At 68.2% G+C, this 20105-nt stretch carries 15 protein-coding genes and 1 pseudogene; 5 read left to right on the top strand and 11 right to left on the bottom strand.

Features of this window, described 5'->3' with window-relative positions:
• Nucleotides 1-36 precede the first annotated feature (36 nt).
• Both hydA and FZ983_RS18145 read left to right on the top strand, forming a co-directional pair.
• Nucleotides 37-1473 carry a dihydropyrimidinase gene (gene hydA, locus FZ983_RS18150; RefSeq protein ID WP_149224928.1) on the top strand — a complete coding sequence of 479 codons (1437 nt, stop codon included), beginning with the start codon at nt 37-39 and terminating at the stop codon, nt 1471-1473.
• 248 nt (nt 1474-1721) lie between these two features.
• Nucleotides 1722-4268: an EAL domain-containing protein gene (locus tag FZ983_RS18145; RefSeq protein ID WP_188092393.1), complete on the top strand. Its 2547-nt coding sequence runs from the start codon at nt 1722-1724 to the stop codon at nt 4266-4268.
• Nucleotides 4269-4335: 67 nt separating this feature from the next.
• On the opposite strand, the gene uxuA is transcribed toward FZ983_RS18145, so the two are convergent.
• The 3 genes from uxuA to FZ983_RS18130 form a co-directional block, all read right to left on the bottom strand.
• Nucleotides 4336-5526 (bottom strand): mannonate dehydratase, encoded by a 1191-nt coding sequence (gene uxuA / locus FZ983_RS18140; RefSeq protein ID WP_149224926.1) that lies wholly within the window; start codon nt 5524-5526, stop codon nt 4336-4338.
• Nucleotides 5527-5581: 55 nt separating this feature from the next.
• Nucleotides 5582-7105 carry a mannitol dehydrogenase family protein gene (locus FZ983_RS18135; RefSeq protein ID WP_149224925.1) on the bottom strand — a complete coding sequence of 508 codons (1524 nt, stop codon included), beginning with the start codon at nt 7103-7105 and terminating at the stop codon, nt 5582-5584.
• A 149-nt stretch (nt 7106-7254) separates the two neighbouring features.
• Nucleotides 7255-8616, bottom strand: coding sequence for an MFS transporter (locus FZ983_RS18130; RefSeq protein ID WP_149224924.1), 1362 nt, complete (start codon nt 8614-8616; stop codon nt 7255-7257).
• Between the two features lie 501 nt (nt 8617-9117).
• On the opposite strand from FZ983_RS18130, the gene FZ983_RS18125 reads away from it, so the two are divergent.
• Nucleotides 9118-10812 (top strand): ELWxxDGT repeat protein, encoded by a 1695-nt coding sequence (locus FZ983_RS18125; protein ID WP_188092392.1) that lies wholly within the window; start codon nt 9118-9120, stop codon nt 10810-10812.
• 13 nt (nt 10813-10825) lie between these two features.
• Here the strand turns inward: FZ983_RS18125 and FZ983_RS18120 are convergent, their stop codons facing one another.
• Genes FZ983_RS18120 through FZ983_RS18110 form a run of 3 tightly spaced genes read right to left on the bottom strand, consistent with a single transcriptional unit; the run spans nt 10826 to nt 14183 of the window.
• Nucleotides 10826-11554, bottom strand: coding sequence for a GntR family transcriptional regulator (locus FZ983_RS18120; protein ID WP_247883812.1), 729 nt, complete (start codon nt 11552-11554; stop codon nt 10826-10828).
• Nucleotides 11551-12978: an amidase gene (locus tag FZ983_RS18115; protein ID WP_149224922.1), complete on the bottom strand. Its 1428-nt coding sequence runs from the start codon at nt 12976-12978 to the stop codon at nt 11551-11553. The genes FZ983_RS18120 and FZ983_RS18115 overlap by 4 nt, the downstream gene beginning before the upstream one ends.
• Nucleotides 12975-14183: an MFS transporter gene (locus FZ983_RS18110; protein WP_149224921.1), complete on the bottom strand. Its 1209-nt coding sequence runs from the start codon at nt 14181-14183 to the stop codon at nt 12975-12977. The genes FZ983_RS18115 and FZ983_RS18110 overlap by 4 nt, the downstream gene beginning before the upstream one ends.
• Before the next feature lie 26 nt (nt 14184-14209).
• Between FZ983_RS18110 and FZ983_RS18105 the strand changes: the two genes are divergently transcribed.
• Nucleotides 14210-14563, top strand: coding sequence for a hydroxyisourate hydrolase (locus FZ983_RS18105; RefSeq protein WP_149224920.1), 354 nt, complete (start codon nt 14210-14212; stop codon nt 14561-14563).
• 6 nt (nt 14564-14569) lie between these two features.
• Here the strand turns inward: FZ983_RS18105 and FZ983_RS18100 are convergent, their stop codons facing one another.
• Genes FZ983_RS18100 through FZ983_RS18085 form a run of 4 tightly spaced genes read right to left on the bottom strand, consistent with a single transcriptional unit; the run spans nt 14570 to nt 18525 of the window.
• On the bottom strand, nt 14570-15382 hold the full coding sequence (locus FZ983_RS18100) for an ABC transporter permease (protein ID WP_149224919.1): 813 nt from the start codon (nt 15380-15382) through the stop codon (nt 14570-14572).
• Between the two features lie 16 nt (nt 15383-15398).
• Nucleotides 15399-16256, bottom strand: coding sequence for an ABC transporter permease (locus FZ983_RS18095; protein WP_149224918.1), 858 nt, complete (start codon nt 16254-16256; stop codon nt 15399-15401).
• A gap of 56 nt (nt 16257-16312) precedes the next feature.
• A complete protein-coding gene (locus tag FZ983_RS18090; protein ID WP_149224917.1) occupies nt 16313-17359 on the bottom strand; it encodes an ABC transporter substrate-binding protein in 1047 nt (348 codons plus the stop codon).
• A gap of 47 nt (nt 17360-17406) precedes the next feature.
• Complete coding sequence (locus tag FZ983_RS18085) at nt 17407-18525, bottom strand: ABC transporter ATP-binding protein (RefSeq protein WP_149224916.1); 1119 nt, start codon at nt 18523-18525, stop codon at nt 17407-17409.
• Between the two features lie 364 nt (nt 18526-18889).
• Here FZ983_RS18085 and FZ983_RS34770 point away from each other — a divergent pair.
• Nucleotides 18890-19078: pseudogene (locus FZ983_RS34770) on the top strand (IS3 family transposase); the annotation flags it as partial.
• Between the two features lie 32 nt (nt 19079-19110).
• Here FZ983_RS34770 and FZ983_RS18075 read toward each other — a convergent pair.
• The gene (locus FZ983_RS18075) at nt 19111-19803 is read right to left on the bottom strand and encodes a response regulator transcription factor (RefSeq protein WP_149224914.1); all 693 of its coding nucleotides are present in this window, start codon (nt 19801-19803) and stop codon (nt 19111-19113) included.
• Between the last annotated feature and the right edge of the window lie 302 nt (nt 19804-20105).

The raw sequence follows: 20105 nt of genomic DNA, 5'->3' as shown, positions 1-20105 counted from the left end.
GCCAAGAAGCTGACGCGCCAAGAAGGGGAGGGGAGCATGGACTTCGATCTGGTCATCCGCAACGGCACGGTCGCCACCGCGTCGGACGTGTTCAAGGCCGATGTCGGCGTGAAGGACGGCACGGTGGCGGCGCTCGGCAGCGGGCTCGCCGCTGGGCGGGAGGAGATGGACGCCGGCGGGCTGCTGGTCCTGCCGGGCGGGGTCGACAGCCATGTCCATTTCGACCAGCCGACCGGCGACTCTTCGGTGATGGCCGACGATTTCCTGTCGGGCACCCGCTCCGCGGCATTCGGGGGCACCACCACGGTGCTGCCCTTCGCCTGCCAGCAGAAGGGCCAGTCCCTGCGCGCCGCGGTGGAGGATTATCACCGCCGGGCCGCGGGCAAGCCGGTGATCGATTATGCCTTCCACCTGATCGTCACCGACCCGACCGAGCAGGTCCTGGGGCAGGAGCTGCCGGCGCTGATCCGCGACGGCTACACCTCCTTCAAGATCTACATGACCTACGACGCGCTGAAGCTGAACGACCGCCAGATTTTGGAGGTGCTGGACATCGCGCGGTCCGAGGGCGCCATGGTGATGATGCATGCGGAGAATGCCGACTGCATCGCCTGGCTGACCGAGAAGCTGGAACGCGCCGGCCAGACCGCGCCCTTCTTCCACGGCGTCTCCCGTCCCCGCGTGGCGGAGCGCGAGGCGACCCACCGCGCCATCTCCCTGGCCGAGCTGGTGGACGTGCCGATCCTGATCGTCCATGTCTCCGGCGCCGACGCGGTGGAGCAGATCCGCTGGGCCCAGGGGCGCGGCCTGCGCATCTATGCCGAGACCTGCCCGCAATACCTGTTCCTGACCGCCGACGACCTGGGTGGGGAAGGATTCGAAGGAGCGAAATGCATCTGCTCCCCGCCGCCGCGCGACGCCGCCAACCAGAAGGTGATCTGGGACGGGCTGACCGGTGGCACCTTCCAGATCTTCTCCTCCGACCATGCGCCGTTCCGCTTCGACGGGGCGGGTGGCAAGAAGGTGAATGGCGAGAAGGCCCCCTTCCGCTGCGTGCCCAACGGCATTCCGGGGGTGGAGACCCGGCTGCCGCTGCTGTTCTCCGAAGGTGTGATGAAAGGCCGCATGGAGCTGACGAAGTTCGTCGAGCTGACCGCCGCCAACCCCGCCCGCATGTATGGCCTGCACCCGCGCAAGGGTACCATCGCCGTCGGGTCGGACGCCGACATCGCGATCTGGGATCCCGCGCGCAAGGTGACGATCACCAACGGCATCCTGCACCACGATGTCGACTACACCCCCTATGAGGGCATCGAGGTCACCGGCTGGCCGGTGATCACGCTGTCGCGCGGAGACGTGGTGTGCCGCGACGGCGTCCTGCTGGCGTCGCCCGGCCGCGGCGCCTTCCTGCCCTGCGGCCTGCCGGCCCCTGCCCGGCCGAAGGGGGCGCCCGCACCGGCATTGCCATTCTAAGGCCCCTACGGGTTGCACCGGATTGCGAAGCTCAGATCTATGACGAAAGGCAAGGTATCGCGCAACAGGAGGAGGACTGCGCGAAAAGATTGATCTGCGTACCTTGCGAACTGTTCTCATAAGCGGAAAATTAACGGGAAGGAGTGCACAATAATTGTGATATTCGAAAACCGGTAACTTTCGCGATGATCTCTCCCCGCACTCCAGAAATCTTCGATCGGGCTACGGGCGATGCTCGCCGACTCAATATGGCCGGCCTGCTTTTTGCCGCCATGGTTGTGCTGACCATCGCATTCGTGATGTTCATGGCGCTGGAGACGGCACGGCGCATCGACACGGCAATGGCGGAGCGGACGAAGGCGGAGATCGTCGATGCGGTGGCCGATCTGGGCGCCGCGATGGGGAAGAAGGCCGAGGAATACAGCCTGTGGAACGACGCCGTCGACCATCTGGTGGTCGCGTTCGATGGCGTCTGGGCCAATGCCAACGTCGGTCCCTATGCGGAACGCCTGTGGGGGCTGGACCGCTCCTATGCCTGGAACGGCCGCGACGGGCTGATCTATGCGTCGAAGGACGGCGCCCTGCGCGGCGATCTGGACGCGGCCGCCCGGGAGGCTGCGGATTTGCTGCCGGTGCTGGCGGCGGCGCGGACCGCCGGCCGGCCGGTCAGCGGCATCGTTCATATCGGGCAGACGCCCTTCGTCTTCGGCGCCCGCGTGATCGAGTATGAGGAGGGACGCGCCGCCCTGCCGCCCGACCCGCAACAGCCGGTCCAGGTGTTCCTGACCACCCTGGAAGGCGAGTTGGCGAAGCTTGCCGAGTCGCGGCGGATCGCCGGGTTGCGTGTGGTCCCGATCGATACCCCGGCTCTTCCGGTCCTGGCCAGCCTGCCGCTGGAGGCCATCGCCGACCAGCCGGTCGGTATCCTGACCTGGAAGCCGGAACAGCCCGGGGGCACGCTGGTCCGCCGGATCGCGCCCTATGCCGCCGGCTTCGCGCTGGCCTTGATGGCGTTGCTCTTCCTGTTCCAACGCGTGCTGCACCGGCTGAAGCGGCAGGAGCCGCTGCGCCTCAGCGAGGCGCGGCTGGCCCAGGCGCAGCGCGTCGCCCGGCTGGCCTACACGGTCCACCTGCCGGAGGAACGGCTGGAGGTCTCCGCCAATTTCCGCGACCTGATTGGCCTGCCCGGCGAGTCCGGCCTGCTCACCATCGGCCTCTATCTCGAACGGGTGAAGCCGGAACACCGTATGGAGGTGCAGGAGGCCTACCGCCGCGCCTGGGCGGAGAACAGCCGCTTCGACATCGAATACCGCATCACCCGCTCAGGAGACGGACATCTCGACCTTCAGGAGGTGGGGGAGCCGTTCCACGATTCCGACGGCCTCGTGCTGGGCCTGATCACCGCCATCCAGGACGTCACCGCCCGCCGCCGCGCGGAGGAGACCATCCGGCACCAGGCCAATTACGACGCGTTGACCGGACTTCCCAACCGGCCGCTGTTCTACGACCGGCTGCGGCAGGCGCTGCGGCGGGCGTTGCGGTTGCGCAACCGGATGGCCCTGCTGTTCATCGACCTGAACCGCTTCAAATGGGTCAACGATACGCTGGGCCACCAGACCGGCGACGTCCTGCTGCGCGAGGCGGCGCAGCGGATGGCCGGCTGCCTGCGCGATTCCGAAACCATCGCCCGGATCGGCGGCGACGAGTTCACGGTGATCCTGTCCGACATCGGCGACCGCGAGGATGCCGAGCGGGTGGCCCGCCGCCTGCTGGACTGCCTGTCGGAGCCGTTCCACATCGCCGGCCAGACCCTGCACATCTCCGCCAGCATCGGCGTCACCTTCGCCCCCGACCAGGGGACCGACCCCGAGCTTCTGGTGAAGAACGCCGACGTCGCGATGTACCATGCCAAGCGCCTGGGCACCGCCAACTGGACCTTCTACGACCCGGCGATGGACGCCGACGCCCTGGCGCATCTGCAACTGGAGAACGAACTGCACGAGGCGGTGGCGAAGGGCCAGCTTGCGCTGTTCCTCCAGCCGGTGGTGGATGTCGCCAGCGGCCTGCTGGCGGGTGCCGAGGCGGAGGTGCGTTGGAACCATCCCGACCGTGGCCTGCTTTCCGCCGATCAATTCCTGCATCTTGCCGAGGCCAACGGACTGATCGTGGCGGTCGGCGGCTGGCTGCTGGATGCCGCCTGCCGGCAGCTGGCGGACTGGCGCGACCGTGACGCCGCCGGCCTGCGTCTGACCGTTCCGGTGTCCTCCCTGCAGCTCCGCCATTTCGGCTTCGAGGAGCAGGTCGCCGGCTGCCTCGCCCGCCATGGCGTCCCGCCCGACCGGCTGATCCTGGAACTGCCTGAAGCCGCCATGCTGTCGCCGTCGGATGAGACGACGCGGACGATGCAGACGTTGCGGACGCTGGGGGTCGCCTTCTCCATCAGCGGCTTCGGCACCGGCTATGCGTCGCTGGGCCATCTGCGGCGGCTGCCGGTGGAGTTCCTGAAGATCGATCAGGCGATTCTGCAGGACATGGCGCGGAACCCGGGCAACCAGGAGATGGGGCGCGCCATCGTGGCGTTGGCCCGCAGCATGAACCTGACGGTGATCGCGGAAGGAATCGAGACGGGGGAACAGCAGGCATTGGCCGGTGAGGTGCGCTGCGTCTATGCCCAGGGCCGCTATCTCGGCCATCCGGTTCCCGCCGAGTCTTTCGACCTGACCCTGACCGCTGCGGGGAGCGGGCCGCTTTGCCCGGCGGCCATCTGCCCGGCGGACGGCGAGGGTCGTCCCTGACGCGCGCTCGGCGACGGGGCCCCTCTCCCCGCACTGGAGAGAGCCCCCGCCACCGTCACGCCCGCCGTCACGCCACCCGCTTCTCGCGGAAGGCCTCGATGGTCCGCATCACGCCCCGCAGCTCTGCGAGGCCCTTCAGCCGGCCGACGAAAGAGTAGCCGGGGTTCATCGTCTGGCCGATGTCGTCGCCCAGCAGATGGCCGTGGTCGGGGCGCATCGGGATCTGGGCGTCGGCGCGGCCGGCCTGCCGGCGGCGGGCCTCCTCGTCGATCAGCGCCGCGGCCACGCCGATCAGGTCGGTGTCGCCGCCGAGATGGTCGGCCTCGTAGAAGGACCCGTCCGGCTCGTGCGTGGTGTTGCGCAGATGGACGAAGTGGATGCGTGGCGCAAACTCCTTCGCCATCGCCACCAGATCGTTCTTCGGGTTGGACCCGAAGGACCCCGTGCACAGGGTCAGCCCGCAGGCTTCCTGCGGCACCGCGTTGAACATCGCCCGCACGTCGTCGGCGGTGGACATTACGCGCGGCAGGCCGAAGATGGGGAAGGACGGGTCATCGGGGTGGATGCACAGCCGCACCCCTTCCTCTTCCGCCACCGGCGTGATCTCGCGCAGGAACTCGACCAGATTGGCGCGCAGATCCTCGACACCGATTTCCTGGTACAGCTCCAGCATGCCGCGGAAGCTGTCGCGGTCATAGGCGAAGTCGCGGGCGGGCAGCCAGTCGATCAGGTTGCGCTCCAGCTCGGCCACCTGCTCCACGGCCATCGCCTCGAAGCGCGCCTTGGCGGCGGCGACGTGGGCGGGATCGTAGCTGGCCTCGGCGTTGCGGCGCTTCAGCACGAACAGGTCGTAGGCGGCGAAATCGACGCTGTCGTAGCGCAGGGCATAGCCGCCGTTCGGCAGCCGGTGCATCAGGTTGGTCCGGCTCCAGTCGGTGATGACCATGAAGTTGTAGCAGATCACCGGGATGCCGGCGCGGGCCACATTGCGGATCGACTGCTTGTAATTGTCGATCTTGGTGCGGAAATCGCCGGTGCGGGTCTTGATCTCCTCGCCCACCCCGATGCTCTCCACCACCGACCAGGTCAGGCCGGCGGCCTCGACCATGGCGTGGCGCTTCATGATCTCTTCGGTGGTCCAGACGCTGCCCTGGTTCATGTGGTGCAGCGCCGTGACGATGCCAGTGGCACCGGCCTGACGGGCCTTCTCCAGGGTGACGGGATCGTCCGGGCCGAACCAGCGCCAGGTTTCCTGCATGATATGGTCCTTTCAAGAAAGCGGGTTTGCTTGCAGCGGTCGTGACCGCCGCGATTCACGGGGTGGCGAGGAAGGCGGCCAGCGTTTTGCGGACACCGACGGTCATCAGGCTGTCGAGATGGCGGACCACCGCGTCGCGGAAGCCGGCCTCGGCGACCAGCTCCGGGGCGAAGATGTCCTCGACGGCGAACAGGGCCGCCGCCAGCGCGCCGGCATCACCGGCATGGACGCGGGCGATGCGGGTCAGCGCCGCCGCCATCGGGTCGGCGACGGTGTAGACGTTGCCGGCCTCGTCCTTTTCCAGCAGGAAGCGCATCCAGGCGGCGACGGCCAGCGGGATCACCCTCGGTGCATTGCCGGCGGCGAACAGCTCGCGGGCCGGCTCCAGCAGGCGCGGCGGCAGCTTCTGCGACCCGTCGGAAGAGATCTGGATGGTGCGGTGGCGGATGCCGGGGTTGCGGAAGCGCGCCTCCAGCGCGGCGGTGTAGGCGGGGATGTCGGTTCCGGGCACCGGCGGCAGGGTGGGGATCAGGTCGGACGCCCACAGCCGGCGCATCACGGCGGGCAGCTGCGGGTCGGCCATGGCGTCGGCGATGGTCTCGATCCCGGCGATTACCGACAGGTAGGCCAGCAGCGAATGGGCGCCGTTCAGGCAGCGCAGCTTCATCAGCTCGAACGGGTGAACGTCGTCGACCAGGATGGCGCCGGCCTTTTCCCAGGCCGGGCGGCCGAGCGGGAAGCGGTCCTCGATCACCCACTGCTTGAACGGCTCCGTCACCACCGGCCAGGCGTCGGCGCAGCCCAGCGCCGCGTCCACCGTGGCGCGGTCGGCGTCCTGGGTGGCCGGCGTGATGCGGTCGACCATGGTGCAGGGGAAGCTGACCTGCTCCGCGATATAGGCGGCAAGCTCCGGGTCGCGCAGTTCGGCATAGCGGACGACGATGCCCTTAACCTTGATGCCGTTCTGGGCGAGGTTGTCGCAGACCAGCACGGTGAAGGGCGCCACTCCGGCGGCACGGCGGCGGCGGATGGCTTCGCACAGCAGGCCGGGGACGCTGCGCGGGGCGGCGGGATCGGCAAGGTCGGCGCGGATCAGCGGATGAGCCTCGTCCAGCGAGCCGGTGGCGGCATCCTGGCAATAGCCCTTCTCCGTGACCGTCAGGGTGACGATGCGGATCTCCGGCTTTGCGGTCAGGGCCAGCACCTGCTCCAGCTGGTCGGCGGTGACCATGGCGTCGAGGAAGGAGCCGACCACGCGCAGGCGGTCGCGGTTCTCCTCGCGCACCAGCAGAGTGTAGAGGCAGTCCTGCGGCTTCAGCGCGTCGCGGATGGCCGGCGACAGCGGGTCGACGCCGACGATGCCCCAATCCTTGTCGCCGGTCGCCAGCACGTCGTCGGTGTAGGTGGCGAGATGGGCGCGGCAGAAGGCGCCGAGGCCGATATGGACGATGCCGGGCGTCACCGCCGCGCGGTCGTAGGCGGGGCGTTCGACCGCTTCCGGCAGGCGGCGGAGGGTTTCGGTTGAAAGGCGCGTTTGGGAAGGACGGGCCGCCAGCAGGGCGGTGTTCGCGTCGGGCATGATGGGCTCCGGTTCGCGGCGGTCGCTGCGGTCACCCTTTTTCCGCTGTCGCGGAGTGTCGCGGGGGGCCGGTGCACCGTCATTCGGTCAGGCTTGGATGGTTCGGAAGGACTCCGGGGCGGGGTGCCCCGGAGCGTAGGGCGAAAGTTTCAGACCTCGATGCCGGCCGGGGTGCGGCCCGACCCGGTCTTCGGCAGCACGAAGTGCATGATCGCCAGACCGACGAGGTAGAGGACGGAGGCGATGCCGAACAGCACCTGATAGTTGCCGTTGGTGGCGTCCAGCAGGCGGCCGACGCCCATCGACACGAACATGCCGACGAAGTAGGCGCAGAAGCCGCCGATGCCGACCACCGAGCCGACCGCGTTGCGCGGCATGGTGTCGGACACGATGGTGTAGACGTTGGCGGAATAGCCCTGGTGGGCGGAGGCGGCGATGCCGATCAGCAGCACGGCCAGCCACATGTTGGACACGGTGGAGGCGAAGAACACCGGCAGCACGCACAGGCCGCAGACCAGGAAGGTCAGCTTGCGGGCGCGCAGCGGCTTCATGCCGCGCTTGATCAGGTGGGAGGAGAACCAGCCGCCGCCGACGCTGCCGAAATCGGCCATGGTGTAGATGATGATCAGCGGCAGCATCGCCCCGAACAGGTTGACGCCATACTGCTTGTTCAGGAAGCCCGGGACCCAGTTCAGATAGAACCACCAGACCGGAGCCGAGAAGCAGGTGCCGACGATGTTCGCCCAGGTGCCGCGGTAGCTCAGCAGTTTGATCCAGGGGATGTTTTCCTGCGGCAGCACGGGATCGCTGCGGATATAGGCCAACTCCTCGGCCGTCAGCTTCGGATGCTCTTCCGGCTTGCGGTAGATCAGCAGCCAGGCGATGACCCAGAAGAAGCCGATGCCGCCGGTGACCAGGAACGCCGCCTGCCAGCCGAAGGCGACCAGCAGGATCGGCACCAGGATCGGCGCCACGACCGCGCCGACGTTGGATCCCGCATTGAAGATGCCGGTGGCAAGCGCGCGCTCCTTGGCTGGGAACCACTCCGACACCGCCTTGATCGAGGCCGGGAAGTTGCCGCCCTCGGTCAGACCCAGGCCGGCGCGCGCCACCTTGAAGCCGAAGACGCTGCCCATGAAGGCGTGGATGCAGGCGAAGAAGCTCCAGCCGGCTACGGCGGCCGGCAGGCCGATGCGGATGCCGACCTTGTCCATCAGCCGGCCGCAGCCGATGTAGCCGAAGGCATAGGCCAGCGAGAAGGCGGCGACGATGTCGCCATAGTCGGACTCGGTCCAGCCCATGTCGCCCATCAGCGTGGACTTCAAGAGGCCCAGGACCTGACGGTCCATGTAGTTGATGGTGGTCGAGAAGAAGAGCAGGGCGCAGATGGTCCAGCGGTAGCGGCCGATGGCCTTGCTTACCGTGACCGCCGCCTTGCTGATGCCGCCGGCCCTGCCGACCGGCTCCGCCGACTGCACGGTGGCGGCGTCGGCAATGATCTGTTCGCTCATGATTTGGCGTCTCCAGCCAGGACGCGCGTCACCGCCGCCGATGTTCGATCCCGCACCCCCGCCGATCCCGGATCGGTCATGTTCCGGATCGGCCATGTTCCGAATCGGTCGGGGGCGCGCCGAAGGGCGGACGCGGAAGCCGCATTCCAGGCTTCCACGCCGCGTCGGGCGGCGGTTCTTCGCGTTTAAGCACAGTCTCCTGGAGCAGTCCGGCCATCGTCGGGAGCGGTGCCGCTTCGGTACCGTTCGTGGCGTTGCATACTACCATTCCAGTTGCTGGTATATTAGTTGCGCCTCCGGCCGGCGGTCAACCGCGCCACCTGCGGCATTTCGTCAGGTGAGCGTGAGTACCTCTTTCTGTCGGGATGGCCGGCCTCCCTTTCGCCCGGACCGGGGTAGGTGGTTGGACGATAGGGCAGTGGCTGACCGCGTCCTTCGGGACAACAACCAAAGAGTGTAGATTTCCCTGGCGTTGCAGATGTCATCGCAAAGGGGACGGTCATGGAACTGAACCACGCGCAGGATCATGGCGCATCCGGGCGGACGATCACGGGCGGCGGGCGTCGCGACCTTCTGTTCGGCGGAGAGGGGGATGACACCGTCGTCGGCAATCGCGGCAACGACTATATGGAGGGCGGTGGCGGCAGCGACCGATTCGTCCTCAGGCCCGGCGATGGCTGGGACTGCATCGGAGATTTCCAGGGCGGGGCCGGCGGCGACTTGTTGGATCTGCGAGGTTGGAGCGGAATCCGCAGTCTGGACGATGTGCTTGCCCGCTCCCACCAGGACAGCGACGGGCTGGTTCTGGATTTCGGGCCGCGCGACGGCGTGAAGCTGATGGGCCTGTCGCGAGAGGACCTCACCGCCGAGAATCTGCGGCTGAAAGACGGTCCGCTGAAGGCCAGCGCCGTGTTCGCGGCGACGGACGGCACACACGGCAACGAGCTGTGGGGAACCGACGGACGCCGCGCCTTCCTGCTACGGGATATGGCGCCGGGTTCGGCTTCTTCCGAACCGGCGGAGTTCGTGGAATTGAACGGGCGCGTGCTTTTCAGCGCCGACGACGGCGTCCATGGTCGCGAATTGTGGTCCACCGACGGGACCCCGGCCGGAACCCGCTTGGTGGCCGACATCAGTCCGGGCGGGGAGGGCTCGTCGCCCATGTCGCTGACCGTGGTGGACGGTCAGGTCTTCTTCCAGGCAAATGACGGCCAGCACGGTGCGGAACTGTGGGTGAGCGACGGAACGGCCGCCGGCACGCATATGGTGAAGGACATCGGAGGCCCCATGACCGGGGTTTATCCCTACAATTTGACTGCGGTCGGCGACGAACTTTTCTTCTCGGCGACCGACAGTGAGCATGGCAGAGCGCTGTGGCGGTCGGACGGTACTGAGGCGGGCACGATGCTGGTCAAGGATTTCTATCCCGGGCCGTTCGATCCGCCGGTCCCGCTGCCCATCTTCCCGGCGCATTTCACGGCGGTCGACGATCAGTTGTTCCTGACTGCTTGGGACGGCGCCGGGTCCTACAGTCAGCTGTGGGTCACGGATGGAACCGAAGAGGGCACGGTCAGGCTCTATGACGGGCTTGGGGACAACCCGCGGATCGGGCGCCCGGTGGTGCTGACCGCGGTCGAGGACACGCTGTTCTTCAACCGCGGAGAGGATTTGTGGAAGAGTGACGGCACTCCGGAAGGCACGGTGCTGGTAAAGGATTTCCCGTCGGCCGGCTTTTCCCTGCCCAGCCGGTTCAGCGCCTTCGGCGACCGGATCGCCTTGGTGGCAAGCAATGGGGAGCATGGCGCCGAACTCTGGATTTCGGACGGAACGGCGCAGGGGACGCGCATGGTGAAGGACATCGCGCCGGGCGGCGAAGGCTCCGGCATCGGGGATTTCACCGTGGTGGACGAACTGCTGTTCTTCACCGCCGACGACGGCATCCATGGACGGGGGCTGTGGATGAGCGACGGCACCGAGGCCGGCACCCGCATGGTGACGGACAGATCGCACGACACAACATGGACGCAGCCCACGAATTTGCGCGCGGTCGGCGACAGTCTCTATTTCAGCGCGACGGACGCCAACCAAGCCGTTGCGCTGTTCCGCCTCGATTCCGACAGGGGCGAGGTGACGCAGCTCGCCTCCACGCAGCCGATCAGCCTGTTGTACGGCACGTTGCAGATTGCGGGTGTCTGAATCCGCGCGTCCCTCACCCTGCCCGCCGGGCGCGGGGAGACGCGCAAGCCGCGGCCACCACCTCGCCGGTGCGGCCGACATGGTGCACGAACAGATGCTCGGCGGTGGCGCCGTCGCGGGCCTCCAGCGCCGCCAGGATCTCGCGGTGCTCCAGCACCGATTCCTTCCAGCGGCCCTGGGCGCCCAGCGCGAAATAGCGCGCCCGCGCCAGCCGGCCGAGCAGCCGGTCATGCGCCTCCACCAGCGCCGGGTTCTTGGCGCTCGACACGATCAGCCGGTGGATCTTCTGGTTGATCGCGAAGTACTCCTCCAGCGCGCCGGCACCCTGCAGCGCCTCGATCTTCTCCTGGAAGCCGCGCAGGCGGCGCAGGTCGGCGGCGGTCATCCGTTCGGCGGCGAGGCGGGCGGCGAAGCTCTCGATGCAGCCTTCCGCCTCGAACAGGTGGGTCAGCTCGGCGGCGTCGAGCGGGGCGACGATGGCGTTGCGGTTGGGCCGCAGCATCACCAGCCCGTCGGCCGCCAGCAGCTTCAGCGCCTCGCGCAGCGGCGTGCGGGAGATGCCGAGCTTGTCGCTCAGTTCCGGTTCGATCAGGCGGGCGGACGGCGCCAGCTCGCCATAGATGATCATGTCGCGCAGCCGGTCCACCGCCATGTCGGCCAGGGGCGGCGGCGGAACCGCACGCCGGCGGCGGGCTGGGACGGTGTCCGGGGCAGCGTCCGGCGGGTCGTTCTCGAAGGTCATGGTCGGGCTCTTGGCTGGGACTCCGGCACGCATCCGGCGAGCGTTTCCTCTGCGAAAGCGGCAAAGCGCAGCACCCTGCGGTCCATGCCGCGGGGCGCCACGATCTGCAACCCCACCGGCAGCCCGCCGCGCCCGGTCCCGCAGGGCAGGCTGAGCGCCGGGACCTTGGCGTGGTTGAACAGCGGGGTGAAGACTGCATGGGCGCGCGGCGGCACCGGCTGTCCGCCGATGGTCTCCGGTCCCAGCCGGTCCAGCGGCCAGGCGACACAGGGCGTGGTCGGCCCGACGATCAGGTCCACCGCGGAAAACTGCGCGGCCAGCGCACGGCCGACCTCGACGCCGAGCAGCTGTGCCGCCGCGACCTCCGCCCCGCTCAAGGACAGGCCGCGCTCGATCTGCACGGCGATGTCGGGATCGAACAGGCCGGGGTCGCGGCGGAAGGCCTCGGCATAAAGTGCGGCAAGCCCGGCATGCTGCAGCGGCATCAGCGCCGTTTCGGTGACGCCGGCAGGCCAGTGCGGGAACCGGCCTTCGGGAGGGACGATGCGGGCACCGGCATGGGCCAGCGCCTCCACCGCCCGCTCCACCGCGTCGCGCACGTCGTCGTCAACCGGGGCGTCCAGGCCGAATGCCGGGCTGTAGGCGACGGTCAGGGAGGAAACCGGCCGCTCCTCCGCCGGGGCGATGGCGGCGCTGTCGGGGTCGCGCGGGTCGGGGCCGGCCAGCGCCTCGAACATCAGGGCGGTGTCGGTGACATCGGCGGCGATGGGCGCCATGACCGCAATGCCGACGAAGGGCTCGGCGAAGCCGGGGCCGTAGGGGATCGCACCGAAGCCGGGCTTGAAGCCGACCACGCCGACATGGGCCGGCGGGCGGCGGCTCGATCCCCCCGCATCGGTGCCCAGCGCCAGCGGAACCAGCCCGCCGGCAATCGCGGCCGCCGGTCCGCCGCTGGAGCCGCCGGGGGTCAGCGTCGGGTCCATCGGGTGGCGGGTCGGGCCGAACAGCGGGTTGGTGGTGACGCCCTTGCAGGCGAATTCCGAGCTGTTGGCCATGCCGACGACCACCGCACCGGCGCGGCGCAGCCGTTCCACAGCGATGGCGTCGGCGGGGGCGCGGAAGTCGGCGAACAGGCGCGACCCCTGGGTGACGCGGCGGTCGGCGACCCAGATGGTGTCCTTGACCGCCACCGGCACGCCGGCCAACGGCAGATCCTCCAGCTGCAAATTCTCTCTGGCGGCAAGGCGGCGGTCCACCGCGTCGGCCTCGTCCAGTGCCTGTTCGGCATGGACGGCGACCAGGGCGTTCAGGGCGGGATTGCCGGCGGCGATGCGGGCGAGTGCCGCTTCGGTGACGGTGCGGGCGCTGCTGTGGCCGTTGCGGACGGCGTCGGCAATGGCTGCGGCGCGAAGGGGAAGGGTCATCGCTTATCTCCGAGAAGGCTCAGTCCCGCCAGTGCCGCCAGCAGGCTCACCACGAGATAGCCGGTGGCCAGGGTGCTGACCGCGGCGGCGGCCACCAGCAGGACCGGGCCGGCGATCAGCCCGGCGAAGCCGCCGACCATCACCGCCCCCGTCGCCTCGCCGATGCGCCCCGCGGGAGCCAGCCGCGCCACCTCGGCCAGGAAGACCCCGTTCCAGCCGCTGGCGGTCAGCCCGAACAGGAAGGTCGCAGCCGCCAAGGCCGGGAAGGGCAGGGCGGCGCCGGCCAGCGCGACCAGCGCCGAAGCCGCCGCCATGCCCAGCCCCAGCAGCCCGACCAGCCGGCGCGGCGCCACCCAGCGCGAGGCGACCACGCCCCAGCCGAGCCGTCCGGCGAGCCCGCCCGCCTGTCCGGCCGCCAGTGCCACCCCGGCGGCGACATGCTCCAGCCCCAGCTCCGCCACCGCGAAGACAACGAAGAAGCCGTTCAGCGTCAGTTGGCTCGCCGAATAGGGAAAGGAGGCCAATGCCAGCCGCCGCAGCGCCGGGTCGCTGCGCAGCAGCCGGATCGCCGCCCCCAGCCCGAAGGCGGTCGTGGCGGATCGGGTCAGCGGATCGTAAGCCGTCCGCAACCGTTCGAAGGGCAGGACGCAAACCAGCGCCAGCGCGGCGATGGCCGCATAGCCGGCGCGCGGATCGGTGACGGCGGCCAGCAGCGGCAGGGCCAGCGATCCTGCCATCGCGCCGATCTGGTTGCCGGTCTGCCGGACCGAGAACACCATCGGCCGATCCGCCTCCCGCACCAGCCGGCCGAGGATGGCGGCGCTGGCCGGCGTCTCCGGCCCGCAGGCCAGCCCGATGGCGATCCCCGCTGCCAGCAGCGCCAAGGCGCCGCTCCCCGTCATCGCACAAAGCATGGCCGCGGCCACCGCCACCGCGCAGAAGCTGGCCACCCGGAAGGATCCCAGCCGTCCGGCCAGCACCCCTCCGCAGAGCGACGCCGCCATCCCCACCGCAAAGCCGGTGGTGGTGAACAGCCCCAGCCCCGCCGGGTCGATCCCCATGCGTGGCGCCAGAACTCCCGGCGCGAACAGGGCGAGAGCGACCAGTGCCTGCAGGCCGGTCATTCCGATCAGCGCCGGCAGAAGCGGCGGCATCGCCGGAGGCTCGGCCGGCGCTGGCGCGAGCGCCGCCGTCTCGGCTACCATTGCGGAAACTCTGACCTGGAGGCGGCATGGCCGGCGGCATTTCGATTCATGGCGTGGATGTGGCGCGCGGCGTCGCCGCCGAAGGGCTGCCGGTGGAGCTTTACGCCCTGACGCCCGACCGCCGCCTGCTGGCCGACGGCCGGCTCGGCGCCAACGGTCAGCTCGACCACCCCACCGTCCGCGGCGAGGGCATCGCCCCCGGCCCGCACGAGGTGCTGTTCCATGTCGGCGACTGGCTGCGCGCGGCGGGATATCCGGAGGAGCAGATCCGCTTCCTCGACATCATGCCGTTCCGCTTCGTGGTGACCGACCTGGACCGCCATCTGCATCTGCCCTTCAAATTCACCCCCTTCGGGGTTTCTCTCTTTCTGGGTGTGTAGGCCGGCTCAGGTCAACCGCTTCGACAGGCCGGCGACGCGCTCCATCACCATCATCAGCGCGATGGTGGCGACGATCAGCACGCCCGACAGCGCCGCGACCGTTACGTCCAGCTTGCCTTCCAGATCCTGCCACATGCGGATCGGCAGCATGTCGGTCGCCGCATCGCGCAGGAACAGCGACACCGGCACATTGTCGAAAGACGCCATGAAGGCAATGAATCCGCCGGCCATGATGCCCGGCCGGATCAGCGGCAGGGTGATGCGGCGGAAGGTGAACCAGCGGGTGGCGCCCAGGCTGGCCGAGGCCTCCAGCAGGGTCGGGTTCATCTGCGCCAGCGACGCCACGGTGTTGCGCACCACGAAGGGCACGGACACCACGGTGTGGCCGATGATGAGGGTCAGCGGCGACACCGGCACGCCGACCAGCGAGAAGAACATCAGCGACGACAGCCCGAAGGCCAGCGCCGGCAGAACCAGCGGCGACAGGAACAGGCTGTCAAGCACCCGCGCCGTCAGGCTGGCCGAGCGCGCGATGCCGAGCGATGCGGCGACCCCCAGCAGGATCGACAGGCCGGTCGCCCATGCCGCCACCTTCAGGCTGTTCATCAGCGCGAACTGGAGCTGCCAGGCGTTCCACAGCTCGACATACCAGCGCAGCGAATAGCCGGGCGGCGGGAATTTCAGCGAATAGCCGCTGGTGAAGGACACCCAGATCACCACGACCGTCGGGGCCGCCAGCAGCAGCAGGGCCAGCAGCGCAACCCCCGTCATGACGATGCGGAAGCTGAGCGCGTCGAAATCGAAACGGCGGTTGCCCATGGCGGCCTCCCCAAAGTCAGGCGTTGGTGTAGCCGCGCGACAGGCGGCCCAGCACGTTGAAGATCGACACCACCACCAGCACCGCGACAAGGAAGATGACGGAGATTGCGGCGGCGAAGGGCCAGTTCTGCAGGGTCGAGGCCTGCTGGTAGATGTACATCGGCATGAACAGCATCTGCCCGCCGCCGATCAGGCTCTGGGTGATGAAGGCGGTGATGGCGGCGGCATAGGTCAGCAGGCAGCCGGCGATGATCCCCGGCAGCGACAGCGGCAGGATCACCTTGCGGAAGGTCCGCCAATGCCCGGCCCCCAGCACCGACGAGGCGTCGGCGAGGTTCGGGTCGATCCGGCTCAGCGCCGTGATCAGCGGCAGCACCATCAGCGGCATTTGCACCTGGGCCAGCGCCATCACCACGCCGCCCTCCGTGTAGAGCAGCTTCAGCGGCGTGTCGATCAGCCCCAGCCCGAGCAGCGAGGCATTGACGATCCCCTGCCGCCCCAGGATGACCACCCAGGCGAAGGTGCGCACCACCACGCTGGTCAGCAGCGGCAGCAGCACCAGCAGCATGATGACGCCCTTGGCCCATCCGGGGGAGCGCTGGTGCAGCCACGCCACCGGATAGCCCAGCAGCAGCGTCAGCGCCGTGACTTTCACCCCCAGCCACAGCGTCGATCCCAGCACGCCGAGGCTGAAGCTGTCGCCGAGGAAGTTGACGTACTGGGTCAGCCCGAAGTGCCCGCCCTGTGGGTCGGTCTGGAAGCTCAGCGCCAGCAGGATGACCAGCGGCGTGACGAAGAAGACGACGAACCCCGCCGCCAGCGGCGCCGCCAATTTCAGGTCGTAGGTGGTGACGTTGCGCAGCGTCGCGGCCATGGGAGTGTCTCCTCTTGAGGTGCCCTCTCCCGGTCCGGGAGAGGGCAGCCAATGCCTCACACCTTGATCTCGCGGTTGAAGCGTTCGATCCAGGCGCTGCGCTGCTCGTTGATCTTGGCCCAGTCCTGGAAAACGAACTTCTTCGCGATCTCGGCATGGTCTTTGGCCAGCGTCTTGGCGAGTTCGCCCTTGATCGCAACCTTGGTGTTGGTCGGCACGATCAGGAACGGCTCTTCCATCAGCTGGGCCTGCACCTCCGGCGACAGGGCGGCTTCGATCAGCTTGAAGGCCAGCTCCTTGTTGGGAGAGTTCTTGACGATGTGGATGGTTGTCTTGAAGGCGATGGCGCCTTCCTTGGGGATGACGAACTCCACCGGGACGCCGCGCGCCTTCAGGATCTGGATGGCGTTGAAATTGCCGGGGGAGATGTCGATCTGGCCCTGCTGGAACAGGGTGGCGAGCTGGCCGGGGTTGGCGGCAACGGCGGCGAGGCTGGGGCGCAGCGCCTCCAGCGCCTTGAAGGCGGGGTCGATGTTGGACTCCGACCCGCCATGCATCTTGGCCAGCTCCACCATGAAGCCGGTGCCGAGCGTGGAGTTCAGGTTGGTGATGCCGACGCGGCCCTTGAATTCCGGCTTCCACAGGTCGGCCCAGGAGGTCGGCGGCGTCTTCACCGTTTCCGGGTTGTAGGTGATGCCCACCACCTGGAAGAAGGGCGACGGCCCCATCGGCACCTGGGCCTCCGGGATCAGGTCCTTGTAATGGGCGCTCTTCTCCACCGGATAGGGCTCGACCAGATCCTGGGCGATGGCCTGTAGCGCGGGACCCGGATCGTGCAGCATGACGTCGATCGGCGGGTTGTTCTTCGCCGCGTTCACCTTGGCGATCTGGTCGACCGACAGCATGGGGTCGAGCACCATGTCGGCGTTGCCGGTGGCCTTGCGGAAGGCGGGGACGAGCACGGCCTTGTGCGCCTCCTCCCAGCTGCCGGTGAAGGTCGCGAAGACCAGCGGGCGTGCCTGCGCCCAGGTCAGGCCGGGGAAGGCGTGCATGGCACCCAGCGTCAGCGCCGTCTGCATCAGGGTGCGGCGGGTCAGCAGCATGGATCACTCCTGTCGGGTGGGGGAGGAAGAAGCGGGGGAGGAATGGGTCAGGCCGCGGCGAAGACCGAGGCGAGGCGGGGCGCGACCGGGGCGAGGCGCACCGGCGTGCCGGGGGCGAACAGGGCGGCGCGGTCGATGCGCGGTTCGGACACCTTCACGGCGGATCCGTCGGCGACGCGCACCTCGTGCACGACCGTGGCGCCCAGCGGCAGCCCCATCTCCACCACGCCGTTCAGCGTGTCGGCGCCGTCCGCCGCCGGATCGACGCGCAGATGCTCCGGCCGCAGGCAGACGGTTACGCGGCCGCCGGGGCGGACCTCGCCCTTGGGCGCGCGCGTCTCGATGGTGCCGCCGGCATCCAGCTGCACCGTGCCGCCGCTGCGGTCGGCATCGAGCAGAACGCCGCCCAGCAGGTTGGCGGAGCCGACGAAGGTGTTGACGAACAGGCTGTCCGGCGCGTCGTAGATCTCGGTCGGCGGGGAGAACTGCTCCAGCCGGCCCTGGCTCAGCACCGCGACGCGGTCGGCCATCGACAGCGCCTCTTCCTGGTCGTGTGTGACCAGGATGGTGGTGATGCCGGACAGGCGCTGGATGCGCTTCACCTCGATCTGCATGTCCAGGCGCAGGTTCTTGTCCAGCGCGGCGAAGGGCTCGTCCAGCAGCAGGATCGACGGGTTTACCGCCAGCGCGCGGGCCAGGGCGACGCGCTGCTGCTGCCCGCCGGACAGCTGGCGCGGCATGCGGTCGCCGAGATGGCCCAGCTTCACCAGATCCAGCATGCGCTGGGCCTCGCTGCGCTGGGTGGCGCCGTCGACGCCGCGGGCGTCCAGCCCATAGGCGACGTTCTCCGCCACCGTCATGTGCGGGAACAGCGCGTAGTTCTGGAAGACGATGCCGACGGAGCGGCGGTTGGGCGGCAGCCCGTCAATGGCCTCGCCGCCGACGATGACGTGGCCCTTCGTCTGGGCCATGAAGCCGGCGATGATCCGCAGCAGGGTCGTCTTGCCGCAACCCGACGGCCCGAGCAGGGCCACCAGCTCGCCGCCCTTGATGTCGAGCGTCACGTCGTCGACGGCCAGCGTGTTGCCGTAGCGCTGGGTGATCCCGTCGAGAAGAAGCGTCTGCCCACGCTGGGCCGACTGGCTGCTTTGCGAGGCTCCGACCATGGCTGTACCGTCCGTTTCGCGTTGCACATTGCAGATCGTTAGATAGCAAAGCGCATGCCGTTTTCGGACTTATTGTTTTTTGTCAACTAGTTGATTGGATTTTAAATCTTTCTAAGGGTGAATGGCTATATCCGGATGCTGGCTAATTGAGCGGCAGCTGCAGGCAATTGCCTCATTTGGAGCCAATGATGCCTAGCAATTGCCCCCACCCCATCCCTCTATCGCTCCCAGCGGACCTTCGGTCCGCCTGCCGCGTCAGCACAAAGCAAAGCTTTGTGCGAGAACTGGGCGGGGGAGGGGGCTGCAGCAGTTGGCTGACTCCCGTCATGCCACCTTGCGGACACACGTCGCCCACCGGGACGAGTTCCCGGTCCGGCTCATATGCAGGGTGCTCGGGGTGTCCGCCAGCGGTTGCTATGCGTGGCGCGAGTGGCCGGAATGCAACCGGGTCGCCGCCAACCGACAGCTTCTGGCCGAGGTCCGACGGGTCCATGGTCGCCACCATGGCCGCTATGGCAGCCCGCGCGTGGATGCCGCCCTCCGCGCGGAGGGCATCGCCGCGTGGATTTGGGCGTTGCGGGGCGCTCAGTGGATCGCTTCCAGATGCCGGACATTGGCCGCGGTGAGGGTGGGGACGTCCGACGCCGCAAGGTCCGGCGGGCAGCCATGCGTCATCGCCCAGACCGCGATCTGCGTCCGGTTGGTAACCTTCAGCTTGCGCATGACGTTCTTGACGTAGAACTTCACGGTTGTTTCCTTCAGCCGCAGATCGAGGCCGATCCGCTTGTTGCTGTGGCCGCGGACGATCATCTCCAGGACTTGGGCCTCCCGCGGGGTGATCGTGGCCTCAAGCTCGTCCGGGGACGGCGGCGCGATCACGTGCGTGTCGTGCACGAGGTCCATGACGAAGCTTGGAACCAGCACCTGCCCCAACAGCACCAGCCGAAGGGACAGCACCAGCGCCTCGGCGGAGAGTTGCGGGCCGAGAACGCCGTGCGCGCCATGCCGTATGATGTCGATCGCCTGCTCCGGGGCGCTCCGCCGCAGCAGGAACACCAGTTTGGCGGCCGGGAAGCGGCGGAGAAGCGCCGTGCAGATCGGCTGTTCCTGGCCGTCGGCGTCGTCTACGAGGATCAGATGGGGCTCTTCGGGCCACCGGGCCGCATCGGAAATCCTGGCCGCCTCGAAATCCACGGTGAACCGATCTGCCAGGAGGGCTTTGACACCCCTCCGATACAACTGGCTCTCCGCAAGAAGGCCAGTGATCACGTCAGCCATGGCAACACCTGCGCAGTGATGAACGATCGCGAGAAACGGACAAGACTCTGGCGAAGAAGCGCCGGAAACGCGACGTGCACATGCTCTGGTTGCGACGACCAGGGCGAGACGGAGGGAAATCGCGATAGCAGAAGCAACCGGGCGCTTCAAGGCGAGGCAACTGCCTGGACCTTGCCGTTCGCATATAAAAATTGCGGGAATTCCGACCGAAAATCAAGAGGAAAGCAAAGAATCTTGCTTTAGCGAATGGGTTTTTTCGAATGAAACGAGAGTCCTTACCGCGCCGCATACGTCCTTTGACA

It is taken from the genome of Azospirillum sp. B21 (assembly GCF_008364825.1).
In the GTDB taxonomy this organism is placed as follows: Bacteria; Pseudomonadota; Alphaproteobacteria; order Azospirillales; family Azospirillaceae; genus Azospirillum.
Note: the sequence above shows the minus strand (reverse complement) of the source record. Positions and strands in the feature narration are given on the sequence as shown.